This window comes from Haloleucobacter ellipsoideus (assembly GCF_052491725.1).
In genome coordinates this window covers 551,752-573,024 of record NZ_JBQWAR010000018.1, presented here as the reverse complement: position 1 = coordinate 573,024, position 21,273 = coordinate 551,752, and the positions used below count along the sequence as shown (strand labels likewise).

General features: G+C 60.9%; 19 protein-coding genes. All 19 read right to left on the bottom strand.

What is annotated here, in order from left to right:
- Window positions 1-4 precede the first annotated feature (4 nt).
- Window positions 5-409, bottom strand: coding sequence for a methylmalonyl-CoA epimerase (mce, locus tag ACT6QG_RS09910; RefSeq protein ID WP_444977380.1), 405 nt, complete (start codon window positions 407-409; stop codon window positions 5-7).
- Between the two features lie 182 nt (window positions 410-591).
- Window positions 592-2,205 (bottom strand): ribonuclease J, encoded by a 1,614-nt coding sequence (locus tag ACT6QG_RS09905; RefSeq protein WP_444977447.1) that lies wholly within the window; start codon window positions 2,203-2,205, stop codon window positions 592-594.
- A gap of 223 nt (window positions 2,206-2,428) precedes the next feature.
- Entirely contained in the window at window positions 2,429-3,196 is a 768-nt protein-coding gene (locus ACT6QG_RS09900) for a biotin--[acetyl-CoA-carboxylase] ligase (RefSeq protein WP_444977379.1), read from the bottom strand.
- A 4-nt stretch (window positions 3,197-3,200) separates the two neighbouring features.
- Complete coding sequence (gene nuoN / locus ACT6QG_RS09895; RefSeq protein WP_444977378.1) at window positions 3,201-4,631, bottom strand: NADH-quinone oxidoreductase subunit NuoN; 1,431 nt, start codon at window positions 4,629-4,631, stop codon at window positions 3,201-3,203.
- Between the two features lie 13 nt (window positions 4,632-4,644).
- Complete coding sequence (locus ACT6QG_RS09890) at window positions 4,645-6,156, bottom strand: NADH-quinone oxidoreductase subunit M (protein ID WP_444977377.1); 1,512 nt, start codon at window positions 6,154-6,156, stop codon at window positions 4,645-4,647.
- Between the two features lie 4 nt (window positions 6,157-6,160).
- On the bottom strand, window positions 6,161-8,086 hold the full coding sequence (gene nuoL / locus ACT6QG_RS09885; RefSeq protein WP_444977376.1) for an NADH-quinone oxidoreductase subunit L: 1,926 nt from the start codon (window positions 8,084-8,086) through the stop codon (window positions 6,161-6,163).
- A 4-nt stretch (window positions 8,087-8,090) separates the two neighbouring features.
- Window positions 8,091-8,399, bottom strand: a complete 309-nt coding sequence (gene nuoK, locus ACT6QG_RS09880) for an NADH-quinone oxidoreductase subunit NuoK (protein ID WP_444977375.1) — start codon at window positions 8,397-8,399, stop codon at window positions 8,091-8,093.
- A 10-nt stretch (window positions 8,400-8,409) separates the two neighbouring features.
- A complete protein-coding gene (locus ACT6QG_RS09875) occupies window positions 8,410-9,024 on the bottom strand; it encodes an NADH-quinone oxidoreductase subunit J (RefSeq protein ID WP_444977374.1) in 615 nt (204 codons plus the stop codon).
- Between the two features lie 202 nt (window positions 9,025-9,226).
- The gene (gene nuoI / locus ACT6QG_RS09870) at window positions 9,227-9,715 is read right to left on the bottom strand and encodes an NADH-quinone oxidoreductase subunit NuoI (RefSeq protein WP_444977373.1); all 489 of its coding nucleotides are present in this window, start codon (window positions 9,713-9,715) and stop codon (window positions 9,227-9,229) included.
- Window positions 9,716-9,767: 52 nt separating this feature from the next.
- Complete coding sequence (nuoH, locus tag ACT6QG_RS09865) at window positions 9,768-10,787, bottom strand: NADH-quinone oxidoreductase subunit NuoH (RefSeq protein ID WP_444977372.1); 1,020 nt, start codon at window positions 10,785-10,787, stop codon at window positions 9,768-9,770.
- Between the two features lie 85 nt (window positions 10,788-10,872).
- On the bottom strand, window positions 10,873-12,951 hold the full coding sequence (gene nuoG, locus ACT6QG_RS09860; protein ID WP_444977371.1) for an NADH-quinone oxidoreductase subunit NuoG: 2,079 nt from the start codon (window positions 12,949-12,951) through the stop codon (window positions 10,873-10,875).
- A 15-nt stretch (window positions 12,952-12,966) separates the two neighbouring features.
- On the bottom strand, window positions 12,967-13,335 hold the full coding sequence (locus tag ACT6QG_RS09855) for a bleomycin resistance protein (RefSeq protein ID WP_444977370.1): 369 nt from the start codon (window positions 13,333-13,335) through the stop codon (window positions 12,967-12,969).
- A 4-nt stretch (window positions 13,336-13,339) separates the two neighbouring features.
- Complete coding sequence (gene nuoF / locus ACT6QG_RS09850) at window positions 13,340-14,635, bottom strand: NADH-quinone oxidoreductase subunit NuoF (RefSeq protein ID WP_444977369.1); 1,296 nt, start codon at window positions 14,633-14,635, stop codon at window positions 13,340-13,342.
- 5 nt (window positions 14,636-14,640) lie between these two features.
- Window positions 14,641-15,276: an NADH-quinone oxidoreductase subunit NuoE gene (gene nuoE / locus ACT6QG_RS09845; RefSeq protein WP_444977368.1), complete on the bottom strand. Its 636-nt coding sequence runs from the start codon at window positions 15,274-15,276 to the stop codon at window positions 14,641-14,643.
- A gap of 83 nt (window positions 15,277-15,359) precedes the next feature.
- The gene (locus tag ACT6QG_RS09840; protein WP_444977446.1) at window positions 15,360-16,547 is read right to left on the bottom strand and encodes an NADH-quinone oxidoreductase subunit D; all 1,188 of its coding nucleotides are present in this window, start codon (window positions 16,545-16,547) and stop codon (window positions 15,360-15,362) included.
- Window positions 16,548-16,591: 44 nt separating this feature from the next.
- Complete coding sequence (locus tag ACT6QG_RS09835) at window positions 16,592-17,218, bottom strand: NADH-quinone oxidoreductase subunit C (protein WP_444977367.1); 627 nt, start codon at window positions 17,216-17,218, stop codon at window positions 16,592-16,594.
- A 31-nt stretch (window positions 17,219-17,249) separates the two neighbouring features.
- Window positions 17,250-17,834: a NuoB/complex I 20 kDa subunit family protein gene (locus ACT6QG_RS09830; RefSeq protein ID WP_444977366.1), complete on the bottom strand. Its 585-nt coding sequence runs from the start codon at window positions 17,832-17,834 to the stop codon at window positions 17,250-17,252.
- The gene (locus tag ACT6QG_RS09825) at window positions 17,825-18,190 is read right to left on the bottom strand and encodes an NADH-quinone oxidoreductase subunit A (RefSeq protein WP_444977365.1); all 366 of its coding nucleotides are present in this window, start codon (window positions 18,188-18,190) and stop codon (window positions 17,825-17,827) included. Before ACT6QG_RS09825 ends, ACT6QG_RS09830 begins: the two co-directional genes overlap by 10 nt.
- A 433-nt stretch (window positions 18,191-18,623) precedes the next feature.
- Entirely contained in the window at window positions 18,624-21,191 is a 2,568-nt protein-coding gene (locus ACT6QG_RS09820) for a hybrid sensor histidine kinase/response regulator (protein WP_444977364.1), read from the bottom strand.
- Between the last annotated feature and the right edge of the window lie 82 nt (window positions 21,192-21,273).

Sequence of the window (21,273 nt, the reverse complement as noted above, 5' to 3'; positions counted from 1 at the left end):
TGCCTCAGGCCTGTTCCAGTTCCACGAGGGTCCCGTTGAAGTCCTTCGGGTGCAGGAACAGCACGGGCTTGCCATGCGCCCCGATCTTGGGCTCGCCAGAACCCAGAACGCGTGCGCCCTTGGCCTTCAGATGGTCCCGCGCGGCGAGAATGTCATCCACCTCATAGCAGATATGGTGGATGCCCCCATCCGGGTTGCGCTCCAGAAACTTGGCGATGGGAGACTCCGCCCCAAGCGGCTCCAGCAGCTCGATCTTGGTGTTGGGCAGCTCCACAAACACCACATTCACACCGTGATCCGGCTGCGGCTCCACACCGGAAACCTTGGCGCCCAGCGTATCGCGATACAGGGCCGTGGCTGCGGCAATATCCTTCACCGCAATGGCAACATGGTTGAGCCGTCCGATCATGGGGTCCTCCTCCTCCATTCTTTCCCTGGCCTGGTGCGCGTTTCGCCCCAGGAAAGAAGGTTCTGCATTTCAGGGATATGCGTTCTGACATGATGAATCAGAACGCCCCTTCTTTTAAGCCCAATGAGGAACGCGTCACTCATCATATAGTCAGGGGCGGCAGCAGCGCTTTTGTGCCGCGCTCACACCTCAACCACATGGACATGACAGACGGGCTTTTTGCCCCACACCGCATTCACACAGCCGCGAACCGCGCGCTCAAGAGTATCGGCCAGCGCGTCCGGGTCGCGACGGCGCGCCTTGGGCAGCCCCTCCAGCGTGCCGACAACGGTATCGAGCACATGCTCCAGCATATCGACACCGCCCTCCCCGCGCTCGGGAATGCCGCTGATCTCGACCGAGGGGTCGCCGGCAATCTGGCCGTGGCGATCGACAGCCAGTGCAACGGAAACAGTGCCGACATAAGCCAGCTTGCGCCGCTCCCGCAGGGTGCGGCTGTCTTCGGAGAGAAGAAGCCGGGCATCCTTGTAGAGCCGCCCGAAGGGCACCTCGCCCACACGCTCGGCCGGGCCGGGCGCCAGGCGGATGACATTGCCATCATAGCAATTCACCACTTCCGGCACGCCAAGGCTGCGGGCGAGCTGGGCATGGGCATGCAGATGCAGCGCCTCGCCATGCACGGGCACGGCCACTTGCGGGCGCACCAGGGCGTACATCTTCTCCATCTCCCCGCGCCGGGGATGGCCGGAGACATGAACCAGATTGTCACGATCGGTGACGACCTCAATGCCCCGCTTGATGAGCGCATTGATGATGTGGTTCACCACCTTCTCATTGCCGGGAATGGTGCGCGAAGAAAATACCACCGTATCACCGGGTGAGAAGGTGATTTCGGGGTGATCATCATCAGCAATGCGGCGCAGGGCAGCGCGCGGCTCGCCCTGACTGCCGGTGAGGATGGCCACCACCCGATCGCGCTCCAGATAGCCATAGGCATCAGCGCTGCGGAATGCCGGCAGTCCATTCAACAGCCCCTGCTCCCGCGCCACAGCGATAATCCGCTCCATGGCCCGGCCAACCACAACCACCTCCCGCCCATTCGCCATGGCGGCTTCAGCGATGCAGCGGATGCGTGCGACATTGGAGGAAAATGTGGTGAAAGCGATCCGGTAGCGCGCCTTGGCGACAATAGCCTTCAGCGATTCCGCCACATCCGCCTCTGAGGGGGAAACGCCATCGCGAATAGCATTGGTGGAATCGCAGATCAGCGCCCGCACGCCTTCATCACCCAGCTCGGCCAGACGGCGCGTATCCGTCGGCGTGCCAACCATCGGCGTGGGGTCGAGCTTCCAGTCTCCCGTATGGATGACGAGACCGGCAGAAGTCCGGATCGCCACGGCATGGCTGTCCGGAATGGAATGGGCGACGGGTATGAATTCGAACTCGAACGGCCCGAGCTGGTTCTTCTCGCCCGCCCGCACAATGGTCACCGGCAGCTCGGATGGCGCCCCCGGCTCACCCGCGCGCTTGGCTTCCAGCAGGCCAGCGGTGAAGGCGCTTGTATAGATGGGGCAATTCAGGCGCGGCCACAGATCCAGCACCGCACCCAGATGATCTTCATGCCCATGGGTGATGATCAGACCGACAATATTCTTCTTCTCCGCCTCCAGAAAGCGGAGATCAGGCAGCATGAGATCGACACCGGGCGCCTCGTCCCCGGCAAAGCTCATGCCAAGATCCACAACCAGCCAGCGCCGGTCCTGACGCGGGCCAAAGCCATAGGCCGCGACATTCATGCCAATCTCGCCGACACCGCCAAGCGGGGCAAAGACCAGTTCATCAGTGGCTGTTTTCAACTTGTTTCACTTCCCGAAGACAGCCTGCCCGAACATTCAGGGGCAGAACATCTTCCTTCATAAGGCCGCCATGAGAGCACATGCTCCCACAGGCACATGTCACGATGCAAAGCAGCAGGAAGCCAGGGGCTTCTCTATTGAAACCTGCAGGCTAAATGCCGGGTCACTCTGGCAAACGCAGGGAAACGTCACCGGCGGTAATGATTTCGGCCACCCCGTCACGCCGGCGCAGCATCATCGCGCCCCGCGCATCAAGGTTTTCAAATCGTCCGATGACTTCACGCTCGCCGATTCTGACACTCACCTGATCTCCCATGCCAAGAGCATGGCGCATCCAATCGGACCGGATGGCGGTGAAGCCGTTTCCACCGTTCCACTGGTTGAGGCGCACGGCCATGGCAAGATCGAGCGCTTCCAGCAACCGGTCCGGCGCTGTCGGCGCACCGGCAGCCTCAAGACTGGTGGCGCGATAGGGAAGATCGTCCGGATGATGAAGGCAATTGACGCCAAAACCGATAACGGCTGCGGAGCGTCCGGAGGCATCCGCCCCGCCCTCGACCAGAATCCCGGACAGCTTGCCGCCATCCAGCAACAGATCATTGGGCCATTTCAGCTTGAGCGATTCCGGGTGGATCTGCGGTGCGGCCGAAAGCACGGCATCGCGCACCGCAAGCCCAGCCACGAAGCAGAGCTGGGCCAGGTTTGCCGCCGGTGCCGGATTGGGCAGCACCAGAGTGGCAAACAGGTTTCCTAATTCCGAAGTCCAGAAGCGGCCACGGCGACCACGGCCAGCCGTCTGAATATCGGCCACCAGCCAGACCGGCATCGTCTCGCCACGAGCAAGACGTGCCAGCCCCTCGGCATTGGTGGAGCCGATTTCAGTGAAACGGATAATGGGAACCGTGGACCCCTGGAATTCGTAGTTTGCCATATCTCTAGAAGAGTGAGCGGGCAGCGGCACCCGCCGCCTCTATCAATGGAGCTGGATAAACGAAATAGAAGGTGCAGAAAAGCCCACTAACAGCCAATACCGCCTTCAATTCCGATGGAGCGGGGTCAAACGCCTCTGCCGGCTCGTCAAAGAACATGACCTTGACGACGCGCAGATAGTAGTAGGCACCCACCACCGACGCCAGCACACCGATGATTGCGAGAGGATAAAGGCCCGCCTGAATCGCCGCGACGAAGACATAGTATTTCGCGATGAAACCGGCAAACCACGGGATACCTGCCAGCGAGAACATCAGCGCACCCATCATCAGCGCCATCAGCGGACGTGTGCGGGCAAGACCGGCCAGATCCTCGATATTCTCGACAGCCTGCCCCTTGCGCCGCATCGACAGGATGCAGGCAAAGGTGCCCAGCGTCATGACCACATAAATGGCCATGTACAGCACGACGCCACGCAGACCTTCCACCGTTCCGGCAGCCAGCCCGACAAGGGCGAAGCCGACATGGCCGATAGAGGAATAGGCCATAAGGCGCTTGATATTGCGCTGGCCAATGGCGGCAAAGGCACCCAGCACCATCGAGGCAATGGAGACGAAGATAATGATCTGCTGCCACTCATGCTGAATGTTCGGAAACGTGTCCGCAACGATCCGCACGAGAATCGCCATGCCCGCAACCTTGGGCGCAGTGGCGAAGAACACCGTCACAGGGGTAGGCGCGCCTTCATACACATCCGGGGTCCACATGTGGAAGGGAACCGCGGAGATCTTGAAGCACAGGCCGGCCATCAGGAACACCAGGCCGAAAATCACGCCAAGGGAAGGCTCGCGGACGATATCCGCGATAACGGCGAAATTCACGGAACCGGTGAAGCCGTAGATCAGCGACATGCCATACAGCAGCATGCCGGAAGAAAGCGCGCCCAGCACGAAATACTTCAAGCCCGCTTCCGTGGAGCGCACGGAATCCCGGTTGATCGCCGCCACGACATAGAGCGCAAGGCTCATCAGTTCCAGGCCAAGATACAGGGCGATGAAGTCCCCTGCCGCAACGAGCATGCACATGCCCAGCACGGAGATGACCATCAGCACCGCATATTCAAACTTGGCCTGCTTCTCCCGGTTCAGCCAGTCCACCGCCATGATGAGCGAGACGGCAGCACCCAGAATGGCCAGAACCTGCATGAAGCGGCTGAAGGGGCTGATCACGAGGGAGCCGTTGAAGGCGACGGTTTGCCCCGAGGGGCCCAACACCACCAGAATGCCAGCGGCCACAAGAACCGCAATGGCAAGGCCGGTCACAAGGTTGGCCGCCGCCTCTCCACGGATCGCACCAATGAGAATGAGCACGATTGCAGAAACGGCGAGCACCAGTTCTGGCAGAACCGCGCCAATGGGAGGCAGGAGCTGCGACATAGCGACCTCGAGATCAGAAGGACAGGAGGAGTGCGGTCTTGACCACACCCGCCACCTGGTCGGTACGCGCGATGACAGTGTTAACTGCACTTTGCGTCATGTTGAGGATAGGCGACGGCCACACACCGAACAGGATGGTGATGATGACCAGCGGCACCATGATCGCAATCTCGCGCGGAGAGAGATCAAGAATATGCTTGAGGTTTTCCTTCTCAAGCGGCCCGAAGATCACCTGCCAGTACAGCCACAGGGCATAACCTGCGGAAAGAATGATGCCGATCGCCGCAAAGAACGCGATCCAGGTGTTCCGCTCGAAGACCGAGAGCATGGTGAGGAACTCACCCACAAAGCCCGAGGTGCCCGGCAGACCGACATTCGCCATGGTGAAGATCATCATGACAGTCGCATAGATCGGCATGCGCTTGGCCAGACCACCATAGGCGGCGATATGGCGCGTGTGCATCCGGTCATAGATCACGCCGACGCACAGGAACAGCGCGGTGGACACGAAGCCGTGCGAGATCATGAGGAACATCGCGCCCTGAAGGCCCGCCTCATTCATCGCGAAGATGCCCATGGTGACGAAGCCCATATGGGCCACCGACGAATAGGCGATCAGCTTCTTCATGTCCTCCTGCACGATCGCGACAAGCGATGTGTAGATGATGGCGACAACCGAAAGGGTGAACACCAGGGGGGCAAAAAACACGCTGGCTTCAGGGAACATGGGCAGGGAATAGCGGATGAAGCCATAGCCACCCATCTTCAGAACCGTGCTGGCCAGAATGACCGAGCCGGCTGTCGGCGCTTCCACGTGCGCATCCGGAAGCCAGGTGTGAACCGGCCACATCGGAGTCTTCACGGCAAAGCATGCAAAGAAGGCCAGCCACATCCACATCTGCATGTCGGACGGGAAGTTGTAGGTCAGCAGCGTGGGAACATCGGTCGTGCCCGCCTGCCAGTACACCGCCATGATGGCCAGCATCATGAGAAGCGAACCGACGAGCGTGTACAGGAAGAACTTGAACGTCGAATAGACGCGGCGCGGACCACCCCAGACACCGATGATGAGGAACATCGGGATCAGGCTGCCTTCAAAAAAGAAGTAGAACAGCACAAGGTCAAGCGCGCAGAAGGTTCCCAGGATCATCGTCTGGAGAACCAGGAACGCGATCATGTACTCCTTCACGCGGGTATGGACCCCCCTCCACGACGCAAGGATCACCAGCGGCATGAGGAATGTCGTCAGCATGACGAATGGCAGGGAAATGCCGTCCACCCCCATGTGATAGGAGGCGATGTCACCCAGCCAGGATGTCTTTTCAACAAACTGGAAGCCCGGGGCCGTATTGTCGAAATAGAAGACGAGCGGCAGGGAAACCAGGAATGTTACAATGGTCGTCCACAACGCGATCCAATGCGCGTTGCGCTCCGCCACCTCATCACTGCTCCGCACAAAGAAGATGAAGAGCGCGCCGACGAGCGGCAGGAAGGTGACAACGGAGAGGATAGGCCAGTCGATCATGGCATCACGCTCCGATAAACATGAACCAGGTGAGCAGGGCCGCAATGCCAATGAGCATCACGAAGGCGTAGTGGTAGATGTAGCCAGTCTGAAGACGGACCACCCGACCCGTAATATCTACTACTCGAGCGGCAATGCCGTCGGGGCCGAAACCGTTGATGACGGTTCCATCACCACGCTTCCAAAGCAGATTTCCAAGCCACAGCACGGGACGAACGATCCCGGCATGATAGATTTCGTCAAAGTACCACTTGTGAACCAGGAAGTTGTACAGACCGGGGAATGCCCGGGCCAGACGCGCCGGAGCCTGCGGATCCAGAATATAGAACCAGAAGGCCACCACAAATCCGATGATCATCATGATGGTGGGCGTCAGTATCAGCAGTTCCGGCAGATAGTGCATATCATGCAGAACCGTGTTCTCGGCCGCAATGTAGATGGACTTGCGGAAGAAGGCGTCAACACCCGAACCAACAAAGACATCGAACAGCATGTAACCGGCGAACAGCGCACCCAGTGACAGCACCGCGAGCGGAATTGTCATCACCAGCGGCGGCTCATGCGCGTGGTCAAACGCATGATGGTCACGCGGCTTGCCATGGAAGGTGAGGAACACCAGACGCCAGGAATAGAAGGACGTCAGGGTCACGGCGAGCGTCGTCATGATCCAGCCATAGAGCGAGAAGGAATTCGCGCTGACAATGGTGGATTCAATGATGGCGTCCTTCGAGTAATAGCCCGAGGTGAACGGAAAGCCCGTAATGGCGAGCGTACCGATCATCATCATCGCATAGGTGAAGGGGATCTTGCGGAACAGGCCACCCATCTTCCGCATGTCCTGCTCATGATGCATCGCGGTGATGACAGAGCCGGCGCACAGGAAGAGCAGCGCCTTGAAGAAGCCGTGAGTCATCAGATGGAACAGGCCGAGCGAATAGGCGCCAGCGCCCATTGCCGCGAACATGTAGCCCAGCTGCGAACAGGTGGAATAGGCGATGACCTTCTTGATGTCCGTCTGCACCAGGGCAATCGTTGCCGCAAAGAAGCAGGTGGTTGCGCCAACGAGCATCACGACATCAAGCGCGACGGGTGAAAGCTCGAAGATGGGCGACATGCGCGCCACCATGAACACACCCGCGGTCACCATGGTCGCCGCATGGATCAGCGCGGAGACCGGGGTCGGGCCTTCCATCGCGTCCGGCAACCAGGTGTGGAGCAGCAACTGGGCGGACTTGCCCATGGCGCCCACGAACAGAAGCAGGGCAATGACGGTGGCCGCATCCCACTCACTCCACAGGAAGGTCATCTTCTGACCCACCAGCGAGGGCGCTGCCGCAAACACGTCATCGAACGCCACGGAGCCGGTCATGAAGACAATCGCGAAAATACCGAGGATGAAACCGAAGTCACCCACGCGGTTCATCACGAATGCCTTGAAGGCGGCGGCATTCGGCGCCGGCTTCTCGTACCAGAAGCCGATCAGCAGATAGGATGCCAGACCCACGCCTTCCCAGCCGAAGAACATCTGCACCAGATTGTCGGCCGTCACCAGCATCAGCATGGCGAAGGTGAACAGGGACAGATAGGCAAAGAAGCGCTGGCGGCTCGGATCCTCATGCATGTACCCGATCGAGTACAGATGCACGAGGCAGGAGACCGAGGTCACGACGATGAGCATGACCGCCGTGATGGAGTCAATTCTCAGCGCCCAGTCGATCGGCAGCCCGGTGATGTGGATCCAATCCAGAAGATGGATCCGCACTTCCACACCCTGGAAGCCGACCTGGAAGAAGGCAACCCAGGAAAAGGCGCACGAAATGAAGAGCAGAAGAGTCGTTATGACCTCACTCGCACGCGCACCAATAACACGGCCGAAAAGACCCGCTATCAGAAAGCCGACAAGGGGGAGGAAGACAATCGCCTGATACATAACCTCAACCCTTCATCGCATTGATATCTTCGACGGCGATCGAACCGCGATTGCGATAGTACACCACGAGGATTGCAAGACCGATGGCGGCCTCTGCGGCTGCAACCGTCAGAACCAGCAGGGCGAAGATCTGCCCCGTGATGTTCCCCTGGAAGACGGAGAAGGACACGAGATTGATGTTCACCGAAAGCAGGATGAGCTCGATCGACATCAAGATGACGATCACATTCTTCCGGTTGAGGAAAATGCCAAGAGTGCCAAGGGTGAACAAAATCGCCCCGACAGTGAGAAAGTGGGAAAGACCGATTTCCATGGCTGTCCCCTCAAAGACCCTGACCGGGACGCACTTTGACCACCTCGAGCGTTTCCTCGGGCTTGCGCGTCACCTGGGCAGTGATGTTCTGACGTTTGACATTCGGCTTGTGGCGCAGGGTGAGCACGATCGCCCCGATCATCGCCACCAGCAGCACGAAGCCGGCCGCCTGGAAGAAATAGATGTAGTCCGTGTAGAGAACCCGGCCGATGGCCTCGACATTCGTCAGGTTCTCGCCGCCGGGGTTCGGGTTGGGCGTACCGCCAACCGCATTCGGCGCCATCACCCACGCCCCGACGACCAGCGCCAGCTCGCTCAGGAAGATCAGCCCGACAATCACGCCGATCGGCATATATTGCAGGAAGCCCTGGCGCAGTTCCACGAAGTCCACGTCGAGCATCATCACGACGAAGAGGAACAGCACCGCCACGGCACCGACATAAACGACGACAAGAATCAGGCCGAGAAACTCGGCGCCGATCAGGATGAAGAGACCCGCCGCGTTCACAAAGGCAAGGATGAGGAACAGTACGGACTGAACCGGATTGCGGGAGGAGATCACCATGAAGGCGGACGCCACCAGCACGAACGCGAAGAGATAGAAAAACACTGCCGCGACACTCATGCGCAGAGCCCTCCCCGGCGCGACTGAAGCGCGCATGTGGTCATCGCCACCGCGACCGACGCCCGGGCATCCGCCCGGCGCAGGCTGGCGCGTTGAATGAACTGACCCATCCCAAAATCCACCGATCTGGTCCCGCGCCCAGCACGCGGCACCGTTTCAAACCGCGCCCGCCCCGGAAGGGGCGAGCAAAACTCAAATGCACTCAGCGATAAGGCGCATCCAGCGCGATGGCGCGGGCAATTTCCCGCTCCCAGCGGTCACCATTCGCGAGCAGCTTTTCCTTGTTGTAGTAGAGCTCTTCACGGGTTTCCGTGGCGAACTCGAAGTTCGGCCCCTCGACAATCGCATCCACCGGGCAGGCTTCCTGACAGAAGCCGCAATAGATGCACTTGACCATGTCGATGTCATACCGGGTGGTCCGGCGCGTACCGTCATTCCGGCGCGGGCCAGCCTCGATCGTGATGGCCTGTGCCGGGCAGATGGCCTCGCACAGCTTGCACGCGATGCAGCGCTCTTCCCCGTTGGGGTAGCGGCGCAGGGCATGCTCACCCCGGAAACGCGGTGACAGCGGGCCCTTCTCGAACGGATAGTTCAAAGTGGGCTTGGGCTGAAAGAAATACCGCATCGTCAGGAAGAAAGCGGAGATAAACTCCGACAGGAAGAAGGCACGCGCGGCCTGATCCAGCTTCATCAGCGCTCTCCCCTCGCATTGCAGCAATCGGTGTGATGGATGAGATGCACGATCATTGCGGCGCCATCCCGGTGAAGTGCAGCACGCTTGCCACCAGAACCACGGCGATCAGCGAGATGGGCAGGAAGACCTTCCAGCCAAGACGCATGAGCTGGTCATAGCGGTAGCGCGGCACGATCGCCTTCGCCATGGCGATCAGAAAGAACATGAAGCAGACCTTGATGACGAACCACACAAGGCCAGGCACCCAGGTGAAGGGCGCGAACGGCAGGGGCGAAAGCCAGCCGCCAAGGAACAGGATCGTCGCCAAGGAGCACATGGTCAGGATCGCCACATATTCACCCAGCATGAACAGCAGATAGGGCGTGGAGCCATATTCTGTCATGAAGCCGGCAACGAGTTCGGATTCCGCTTCCACGAGATCGAACGGAGGACGGTTGGTTTCCGCCAGCGCCGACACATAGAAGATGACGAACATCGGGAAGAGCGGCAGGACATACCAGTTCAGCAGGCCCAGATCCCCATCCTGCGCACGCACGATCTCGGACAGGTTCATGGTGCCCGCGCACATCAGCACGGTCAGGATCACGAAGCCGATCGAGACTTCATAGGACACCATCTGCGCTGCGGAACGAAGCGCGGCAAGGAATGGATACTTCGAGTTCGAAGCCCAGCCGCCCATGATCACGCCGTAAACGCCGAGCGACGAAATGGCCAGAATATAGAGAACGCCGACATTCAGGTCCGCGATCACCCAGCCATCCGCGAGCGGAACCACCACCCAGGCCGCAAGGGCGAGAACGCAGGTGACCAGCGGGGCCAGCAGGAACAGCGCCTTGTTGGAGCCCGCCGGAATGACCGGCTCCTTGAAGACGAATTTCAGCAAGTCCGCAAAAGACTGCAGAAGGCCAAGAGGGCCGACCACGTTCGGGCCACGCCGGATCTGCACCGCCGCCCAGATCTTGCGGTCTGCAAGCAGGATATAGGCGACGAAGACCAGCAAGCCCACCAGCAGGGCAAGGCTCTGCCCCAGGATGATCAGCACCTGGATAAGGGTATCCTGCCAGCTCATATCCTAGTTCCCACGATACCTTGACAATATTCGCCAGCCCGCAGGGAGACGGCGTCGAAAACCTGTACCAGCCCGGACATGCGGATCACTCCGCTGCTTCCGCGACAGCCGCCGCCCGCAGGGCCGAGCATTCGGCCATGACAGCGGAGGCCCGCGCGATCGGGTTGGTCAGGAAGAAATCTTCCACCACAAGACGGAACGGTTCCTTGCCGGGTGTTCCTGCCTTCTGGGCCAAGGCCTCAAGAGAGGCCGCATCGGCCGGCTCGACATGATCCACCAGCTTGAAGTGGCCATGCTCTGCCACCAGCGCCGCACGCAGCGCCTGAAGGCTGTCAAACGGCAGGGTCTGGCCCAGCACTTCGGAAAGGGCACGCAGAACGGCCCAGTCCTCACGCGCCTCACCGGGCGGGAAGGCCGCACGGTTGGCAAGCTGCACACGGCCTTCCGTATTCACATACAGGCCGGACTTTTCCGTATAGGCGGCACCCGGCAGGATCACATCCGCACGGTGCGCACCACGGTCGCCATGCGTGCCGAGATAGACCACGAAGGCGCCCGGAGCCACATCGATCTCATCAGCGCCCAGCAGGAAAGCGACATCAAGCCCGTTCGGGGCCACCATCGCCTTCACATCCAGCCCGTCCTTGCCCGGCACGGCGCCCACATCCAGCGCACCCACGCGGGCCGCGGCGGTATGAAGCACGGCGAAACCGTTCCACTCCGGCTTGATGACATTGGTGGCCTGCGCAACCTTTGCAGCCAGCGCCAGCACCGCCGCGCCATCAGCGCGGGCCAGAGCCCCCTGCCCCACAATGATGATGGGACGCTGGGCCTGACGCAGCACATCGGCAAAACCGCCCTGCCCTGTCAGGGCAAAAAGGCTTTCGGGGCCAGCGCCGAGATATTCATAGCTGTAGGTCAGGTCGACCTGCTCACCAATCAGCCCAACGCGCAGCCCGCCACTCCGCCAGCGCTTGCGAATGCGCGCATTCAGAACGGAAGCCTCGTGGCGCGGGTCGGCGCCGACCAGCAGAATGGCATCGGCCTCTTCAATGCCCGCAATGGTCGGATTGAAGATATAGCTTGCGCGCCCAAGAGACGGATCAAGCGCTGCGCCATCCTGGCGGCAATCAATGTTGGAGGAGCCGAGCTTGCCCAGAAGCGCCTTCATGGCGAAGACTTCTTCCACGCTGGCGACATCACCGATGATCGCGCCAATACGCTTCGGGTTGGCAGACTTCACCTTCTCGGCGATCAGCCCGAACGCCTCGCTCCAGGAAGCCGGCACAAAGCGGCCATTCTTGCGCACATAGGGGCGATCAAGACGCTGGGTCTTCAGACCATCCCACACATAGCGGGACTTGTCGGAGATCCACTCCTCGTTCACCAGATCATTCTCGCGCGGCAATATGCGCATGACCTCACGCCCGCGCGTATCAACACGGATATTGGAGCCAACAGCATCCATCACATCGATGGACTCGGTCTTGATCAGCTCCCACGGGCGTGCATGGAAGGCATAGGGCTTGTGGGTCAGCGCGCCCACCGGGCACAGGTCTGCCACATTGCCCTGCATCTCGGAGGACAGGGCCTTCTCGAGATAGGTGGTGATTTCGGAATCCTCGCCACGCCCGATCGCGCCCATTTCCGCGACGCCAGCCACCTCGGTGGTGAAACGCACGCAACGGGTGCAGTGGATGCAGCGGGTCATGGAAGTACGGATGAGCGGACCGATATATTTGTCCTCGACCGCACGCTTGTTTTCGGCAAAACGGGAGGTATCCACGCCATAAGCCATGGCCTGGTCCTGCAGGTCGCACTCGCCACCCTGGTCACAGATCGGGCAATCCAGCGGATGGTTGATGAGGAGGAACTCCATCACCCCTTCGCGGGCCTTCTTGACCATCGGGCTCTTGGTGAGAACCACCGGCGGCTCCCCATTGGGTCCGGGGCGCAGGTCTTTCACCGCCATGGCGCAGGACGCCGTAGGCTTGGGCGGACCGCCCTTCACTTCCACGAGGCACATGCGGCAATTGCCGGCAATGGAGAGACGCTCATGGAAGCAGAAGCGCGGAATCTCGACCCCTGCCGCTTCACACGCCTGAAGCAGCGTATATTCGGCCGGGACTTCGATCTCAGTGCCGTCGACGACGATCTTCGCCATCACTCCCACCTCGCCTTACGCCGCGCCAGGCGCGGACACGGGGACACCAAACCGCAACAGATTGCCGCTCGGGTCCCACACATAGAATTCACGCATGCCCCAGTCCCGGTTTTCCACCGGCGAGATGCGCCCGCCTTCCGCGGCACCTGCCATTTCGGCATGCGCCGCATCAATATCATCCACCCGCACATAGACCGATGTGTTCTCGGCAATGGCCTTGTCAGAGCACCGCCAGAAGTGGATCTCCACATCGTCCCGGCCCACGATGGCGTAGCCATCCATGGTAAACTTCACCGCGAACCCCAGTTTTGCCGCATACCACTGCGCCGCTGATTCAGGATCTGCGGCTGGAAAAGTGGGGCAAATCTGGGTGATGCGCGCCATTACATCACTCCGCCGCCACCGGATGCGGGTGCGGATTGGCCGAATACTGGTCAATCCGCTCCTCGATCACATGGCGATAGTGCCGGATGAGACCCTGTACAGGCCAGGCCGCGGCATCGCCGAGAGCGCAGATGGTGTGACCCTCGATCTGGGTCGTCACCTCAAGCAGCATGTCGATCTCGCTCTTGTGGGCGCGACCTTCCGCCATGCGGTTCACCACGCGCCACATCCAGCCCGTGCCTTCGCGGCAAGGCGTGCACTGGCCGCAGCTCTCATGCTTGAAGAAGTGCGAGATGCGGGCAATGGCGCGGATGATATCGACAGACTTGTCCATCACCAGAACGCCGGCCGTGCCGAACGAGGACTTCACGGCGCGCAGGCCATCAAAGTCCATGATCAGGTCTTCACAATGCTCGGCCGGAACCACCGGGCAGGATGCGCCGCCGGGGATGATGGCCAAGAGATTGTCCCAGCCGCCACGAATGCCGCCGCCGTGTTTTTCCACCAGCTCACGGAAGGTGATGCCCATGGCTTCTTCAACCACGAGCGGCGTGTTGACATGGCCAGCAAGACTGAACAGCTTCGTGCCCACATTGTTCGCGCGGCCGATGGAGGAGAACCACGAGGCACCGCGCCGCAGAATGGTGGGCGCAACCGCAATGCTCTCCACATTGTTCACGGTCGTCGGACAGCCATAAAGGCCCATATTGGCCGGGAATGGCGGCTTCAGCCGCGGCATGCCCTTCTTGCCCTCAAGGCTTTCAAGCAGCGCTGTCTCTTCGCCGCAGATATAGGCGCCCGCACCATGGTGCAGATAGAGATCGAACGGATAGCCGTGCACATTGTTCTTGCCCAGAAGGCCAGCCGCATAGCATTCGTCGATCGCCTGCTGGAGGCGCTTGCGCTCGTAAATGTATTCGCCGCGCAGATAGATATAGGACGTATGCGCCCCCATCGCGAAGGAGGCGATCAGCGCACCCTCGATCAGATGGTGGGGATCATTGCGCATGATCTCCCGGTCCTTGCAGGTGCCCGGCTCGGACTCGTCGGCATTGATGACGAGATAGTGCGGACGCCCGTCGGACTGCTTGGGCATGAAGGACCATTTCAGGCCGGTCGAGAAGCCCGCGCCACCACGGCCACGCAGGCCGGAGGACTTCATCTCGTTGATGATCCAGTCGCGCCCCTTCTCCAGAAGTCCCTTGGTGTTGTCCCAAAGGCCCCGGGCCTGCGCACCCTTCAGGGAGAAGTCGTGCTGCCCATAGAGATTGGTGAAGATACGATCCTTGTCGGCGAGCATGGCGGTCACTCCCCGGCAACCGGCTTGGACCGGTCCGCATAGATTTCGGGATCAATGAGGGCAGCCTGCCCGGAAATGGGTTCCGCGCCCTGCCGCGAATTCTGCGGACCAACCTTCACCGGGTTTCCGGCGGCCAGATCGTTCAGCAGCTTCTCGAAGTTCTCGGCCGTGAGATCTTCGTAATAATCATCATTGATCTGGACCATGGGTGCATTGGTGCAGGCACCCAGACACTCGACCTCAAGCCAGGAGAAGGTGCCATCCGCCGTGATCTGGCGCTCGGCGCCGATCTTGCGCTGGCAGACCGCGCGAATATCGTCGGAACCGCGCACCATGCAGGGGGTGGTGCCACACACCTGCACGAAGAACTTACCCACCGGCTCAAGATTGAACATGGTGTAGAAGGTCGCGACTTCCAGCACGCGGATATGCGCCATGCCGAGACGGTCAGCCACCGCGCGCAAGGCCGGCTCCGGCAGCCAGCCGCCGGCAACCTTCTGCGTTTCCCACAGCAGCGGAATGACCGCGCTGGCCTGACGGCCTTCGGGATATTTCGCGATCAGATCCTGCGCGATCTTTTCCAGCTCCGGCGTGAAGGCGAAGCTTTCAGGCTGCTCTTGAGCAAGGCGACGAACGGACATGGCTCAGAACTCCACACCGACGGCGGCACTCACCGCCGGAAGGCGGAGCGCTTGGGTCGGGTCAATGGCAAGGTGGCGGGGCATCAGCGGTCCACCTCGCCAAACACGATATCGATGGAACCAAGAATTGCTGAAACGTCAGCCAGCATGTAGCCGCGAGACAGGAAGTCCATGGCCTGAAGATGCGCAAAACCCGGAGCGCGGATCTTGCAGCGATAAGGCTTGTTGGTTCCATCAGAAACCAGATAGACGCCAAACTCACCCTTCGGCGCCTCAACCGCGGCATACACATCGCCCTTGGGCACATGGAAGCCTTCGGTGAAGAGCTTGAAGTGGTGGATGAGGCCTTCCATCGAACGCTTCATCTCACCCCGCCTGGGGGGAGCGATCTTATGGTCGGGCGTGTGAACCGGACCCGGCTCCTTCAGCAGCCGGTCGATGCACTGAAGCATGATCCGGGCCGACTGGCGCATCTCTTCCATACGGACGAGATAGCGATCATAGCAGTCACCATGCTTCCCGACCGGAATATCGAACTCCAGATCCGAATAGCATTCATAAGGCTGTGCACGCCGCAGATCCCAGGCCGCGCCGGAGCCACGGATGACCGGGCCGGAGAAGCCCCATGCCTGCGCATCCTCCAGCGTCACGATGCCGATATCGACCGTGCGCTGCTTGAAGATGCGGTTGCCGGTCACCAGGACGTCAAGGTCATCGAGAACCGTGAGGAAGTGCGGGCAGAAATCACGAATGTCTTCCAGCAGCTTCTGCGGAAGATCCTGATGAACGCCACCGGGGCGGAAATAGGCCGCGTGCATACGGCTGCCGGATGCGCGCTCGTAGAACACCATCAGCTTTTCACGCTCTTCAAAGCCCCACAGCGGCGGGGTGAGCGCACCAACGTCCATCGCAAAGGTGGTGACGTTCAGCAGATGGGACAGGATACGACCGATCTCGGAATACAGCACGCGAATGAGCTGCGCCCGGATCGGCACCTCGATACCCAGCAGACGCTCCACCGCAAGGCAGTAGGCATGCTCCTGGTTCATGGGGGAGCAATAGTCGAGGCGATCGAAATAGGGCACGGCCTGCGTATAGGTCTTGCTCTCGATCAGCTTCTCGGTGCCACGGTGCAGCAGGCCGATATGCGGATCAACGCGCTCGACGACCTCACCATCCAGCTCCAGCACCATGCGCAGCACGCCGTGCGCAGCCGGATGTTGCGGGCCGAAATTGATCTGGAAGTTGCGGACCTTGTCAGCCGGCTTCATGTCTTCGGCGGCGTGTCCCAGAGTCTGTGCCATGTGAAGCTCCCTCACCCGGCCTTCGGGGGCACAGGCTGTCCAGCAGCCTTTTCATCGCCCGGCAGAACATATTCGACACCTTCCCAAGGGGAAAGGAAATCAAAATTACGGAATTCCTGAGCAAGACGGATTGGCTCGTAAATCACCCGCTTCAGCTCGTCATCATAGCGCACTTCCACGAAACCGGAGGTCGGGAAATCCTTGCGCAGGGGATGACCATCAAAGCCATAGTCCGTCAGCAGGCGCCGCAGATCCGGATGGCCGGAAAAGAGGATGCCATACATGTCATAGGCTTCGCGCTCGAACCAGTTCGCACCGGGGAAGACAGGGCAGATGGACGGCACCTGGCCATCCTCGTCCGTCTCCAGCTTCAGGCGGATGCGCATGTTCTGCTTCAGGGACAGCAGATGATACACCACATCGAACCGCTTGGCCCGCTGCGGATAATCCACGCCGCACACATCAATGAAGCACTTGAACTGGCACGCCGGATCATCACGCAGGAAGGTGGTCACCTTGACGATCTGCGCGGGCACAACGTTCAGCGTCAGTTCGCCAAGCGAAATACTCCAGCCCGTCACCGCGCCGGGAAGCTCGCCCGCAATATGCGCTGCCAGATCCTTCAGGTTCTCATCCATTCCGACTCTCCGTCCTCTCGGCCTGAAAGGCTCAGCGCTCAATGGTGCCCGTACGGCGGATCTTCTTCTGGAGAAGAAGGACACCGTAGAGCAGCGCTTCCGCCGTGGGCGGACAACCCGGCACATAAATATCGACAGGCACGACCCGGTCGCATCCACGCACCACCGCATAGGAATAGTGATAGTAGCCACCACCATTGGCGCAGGAGCCCATGGAGATGACATAGCGCGGCTCTGGCATCTGGTCGTAGACCTTGCGCAAGGCCGGGGCCATCTTGTTGGTCAGCGTGCCGGCGACGATCATCACGTCGGACTGGCGCGGCGAGGCGCGCGGGGCAAAGCCGAAGCGCTCCACGTCGTAACGCGGCATGGAGACCTGCATCATCTCGACCGCGCAGCAGGCAAGACCGAAGGTCATCCACATCAGCGAGCCGGTTCGCGACCAGGTGATGAGATCCTCCACGGAGGTCATCACGAAGCCCTTGTCGGCGAGCTGCGCGTTCACGTCCTGGAAGAAGGGATCATTCGCACCGACAGGCTTGCCGGTGGAAGGATCGATGATGCCGGTCGCCGCCGGAGCGATGGCGGGCTTCGCCGCTGAAGTGGTCAGTCCCATTCCAGAGCTCCCTTACGCCACTCGTAGATGAAGCCGACAGTCAGGATCACAAGAAAAATGATCATTGACCAGAAGCCCAGATCACCCAGACCACCGAAAGTGACCGCCCAGGGGAACAGGAAAGCGACTTCAAGATCAAAGATAATGAAAAGGATCGAGACCAGATAGAACCGCACGTCAAATGTCATGCGGGCATCGTCGAATGCGTTGAATCCGCACTCGTATGCCGACAGCTTCTCCGGGTCGGGATTACTGTAAGCGACGATAAATGGAGCCACCAGCAACGCCAGGCCAATGACCAATGAAACGCCGATGAAAATCACCACCGGCAGATAATCCATGAGCAATGCGTTCATTTTACCCGCCCATCGGGGCGTGAGGGTCACCGCTCAACGCGTCCCGCACCGGCCTCGGTTGGAGGAATTCGAAATGACGAAGGCAGCCTTATCTCAGTGCCTGATGGGAGGCAAGCCCTTGCTTCCACCAAGTTTCCATCTTCCGGCGCCGCGGCCGTTCAGGGATGCGGCATAAAGAAGGCTATATATGGAAAGAATATAGACAGGGCACAGTGTTGCGGGAATGCAACGAGGGATTTCACGTTTTGTTTTCGTGCCCGCCCTGCATGACCAGTATGTTTATAGCCGACATCAGAAATGGGCGGGCCGGGGCTGTGGATCACCGGTTTCGAAGATTTTGGAGGGGATTCGCTCCCCCACGACAGACTCAGGGCATGAAAAAGGGGGCCGAAGCCCCCTTCCCATAGGTCACATGCGGTAGCGGGAGGCGCCCTCACTCTGTTCCGCGCAAGGTGCCGTTCACGGCTGCGACCAATTGCTTCAGCGAGAAGGGCTTCGGCAGGAAGGAGAAGTGCTCTTCCGGCGGCAGATTCTTGGCGAATGCCTCTTCCGCATAGCCCGAGATGAAGATGACCTTCATGGAAGGGTCGCGCGCCCGCAGCTCCCGCAGCAGGCTGGGGCCGTCCATTTCCGGCATCACCACATCCGAGATGACAAGGTCCACCTTCTTGCGGCACCCCTCCATCACCTCCAGCGCCTCGACACCGCTGGCCGCCGTCAGCACCTCATAGCCGCGCCCGGTGAGCGCGCGGCTGGCGAAGGCCCGCACCGCATCCTCATCCTCCACCAGCAGGATGCAGCCATGGCCGGTGGAATCGCCCACCTTGACCTCGGGCTCCTGCACCTTCGGGGTCTCATCCTCCGCCCCCGGCACATGGCGCGGCAGGAACACACGGAATGTGGCCCCCTGCCCCGGCTCGCTGGCGGCCAGAATGGTGCCCCCCGTCTGCTGCACGATGCCATAGACGGTGGACAGGCCCAGCCCCGTGCCCTTGCCCACCTCCTTGGTGGAGAAGAAGGGCTCGAAGATCTTGTCGATGATATCGGGCGGAATCCCCTCGCCGGTATCCTGCACCTCCACCATCACATAATCTTCCACGGCAAGGCCCTGTCCATAGTCGGCGCAGGCGCTGGCCGGCACATTGGCCGTGCGCAGGGTGAGCGTGCCGCCATTGGGCATCGCATCCCGCGCATTGACCGCAAGATTGACGATGACCTGCTCGAACTGGTTCACGTCCACCTTCACCGGCCACAGCTCGCGGGCGTGCTGCACATCCAGCGTGATCCGCTCGCCGATCAGGCGGCGCAGCAGTTCGGAGACATCCGAGATCGCATCCGTCAGCTCGATAACCTGCGGGCGCAGGGTCTGGCGGCGGGAGAAGGCCAGAAGCTGGCGCACCAGCGCCGCGGCGCGGTTGGCATTCTGCTTGATCTGCATGATGTCCGGGAAGGACGGATCGCTGGGGCGATGCTTCAGCAGCAGCAGATCACAATTGCCGATGATGGCGGTGAGCACATTGTTGAAATCGTGTGCCACCCCGCCGGCCAGATGCCCCACCGCCTGCAATCGCTGGGATTGGGCATACTGGGCCTCGATCGCCTTCTGCTCGGTGGTTTCCATGGCGCACAGCGCCACCGTCCCATCCGCACCGAGAGGCGCGCCATAAAGACGGGCAGCCCGCCCGTTCACCATCACCTCGCATACCGCAGCCGGCGCACCCGCCTTTCGCGCGGAGGACAGGAAGGTTTCGATCGAATCGCGATCCTGCTCCCCCACCGCCTGAAGCAGCGCCGTGCCTGCCGCCGCCGTCTCGGCACCGAACACACGGGTAAAGGTGGCATTCACCCCCTTGACCCGGCCTGTTCCATCCACAACGGCCAGCGCCAGCGGCGCGCGCAGGAAGAACTGGTCGAGAGCCGGATTGGCGGATGCCTCCGCCTGAGGCGCCGCTACAGGAAGAGCCGAAGAAACCGGAGCAGGCTGGCGCGCATCAGCAGGCAGGGCCGCCTGCGGAAGCAGCACGGCTGTCGCCTCACCCGCCATATCCACCATGCCAAGACGCATGAACACCGGAAGCAGGCTGCCATCCTTGCGGATGACATTCAGGCTGAAGCTTGCAGGCTTGGAGCCCGGCAGAAGCGCCCTGCGCACCAGTTCCGCCTGCTCGGGCGCAATCACCTCCTGGAGGGGCAGGCCATCCGCGCCCCATTCGGCAAGCCCGTATCCCAGAATGCGGCACATGCCGGCATTGGCCTGACTGACCCCGGAGCCACTGAGGCGAGCCACTCCGGCGGGAGCAAGATCCCACACCTTCAGCAGATTCTGGGCGGCATCGGCTGAGACTGCGGGCCCTGCCGGGGCTGCCACGGCTGCCACGGGAGGCGGGAGCGGGGCAGCCGCGGGCGCGCTGTGTGCGGCCGGTTCCGCCACCCTTGCGGGTGCTTTCAGGCGCAGCTCCCACAGCACCTGCCGCGTACCACCACCAAGCGGGTGGGCGGAAATTTCCATCTGCCGGTCATTCGCACCAGAATCGACATTGATCACCCGGCTGGCGCTCTCCTTGTTGGCGATCGCGGCCAGAATCTCGCTCACCGCGGCCTGAGCGCCCGGCACGCGGGCCAGAAACTGCTCCGGCGTTGGCGGCACACCGTCGGAGATGCGGCACAGTTCCTTGTAAGAGGCGTTGGCGCTGAGAACCTTTTCGCCATCCTGCACCAGCGCCATAGCCTCTGAGGCCACGGCGATGACCGCGCTGGCCGACTGGTCCGGCACCGCCCTGGCGCTCGCCCGGGTACTGGACCAGAACATGTTCAGCACCAGCCATACACCGATGACCGTCGCCCATCCGATGAGGGCCGGAATCAGGGAAGCGGCGGGATCGGACAAAAGCGGCCAGGTGACGAAACCGACCGCAAAGGCGAGGAAGGCCAGAAAACCACTGCCCAACAGGCGGTACACCGCCTCACGACTTTCGTGCCCCGAAGACCTCGAACTGCTCATCGTCCGCCCTTCTTGTTCACCATTTCTGCATTTCCCTGGCCCGGAGAGATTCGCACCGGCATGGAATCCTGCCATGTTTATC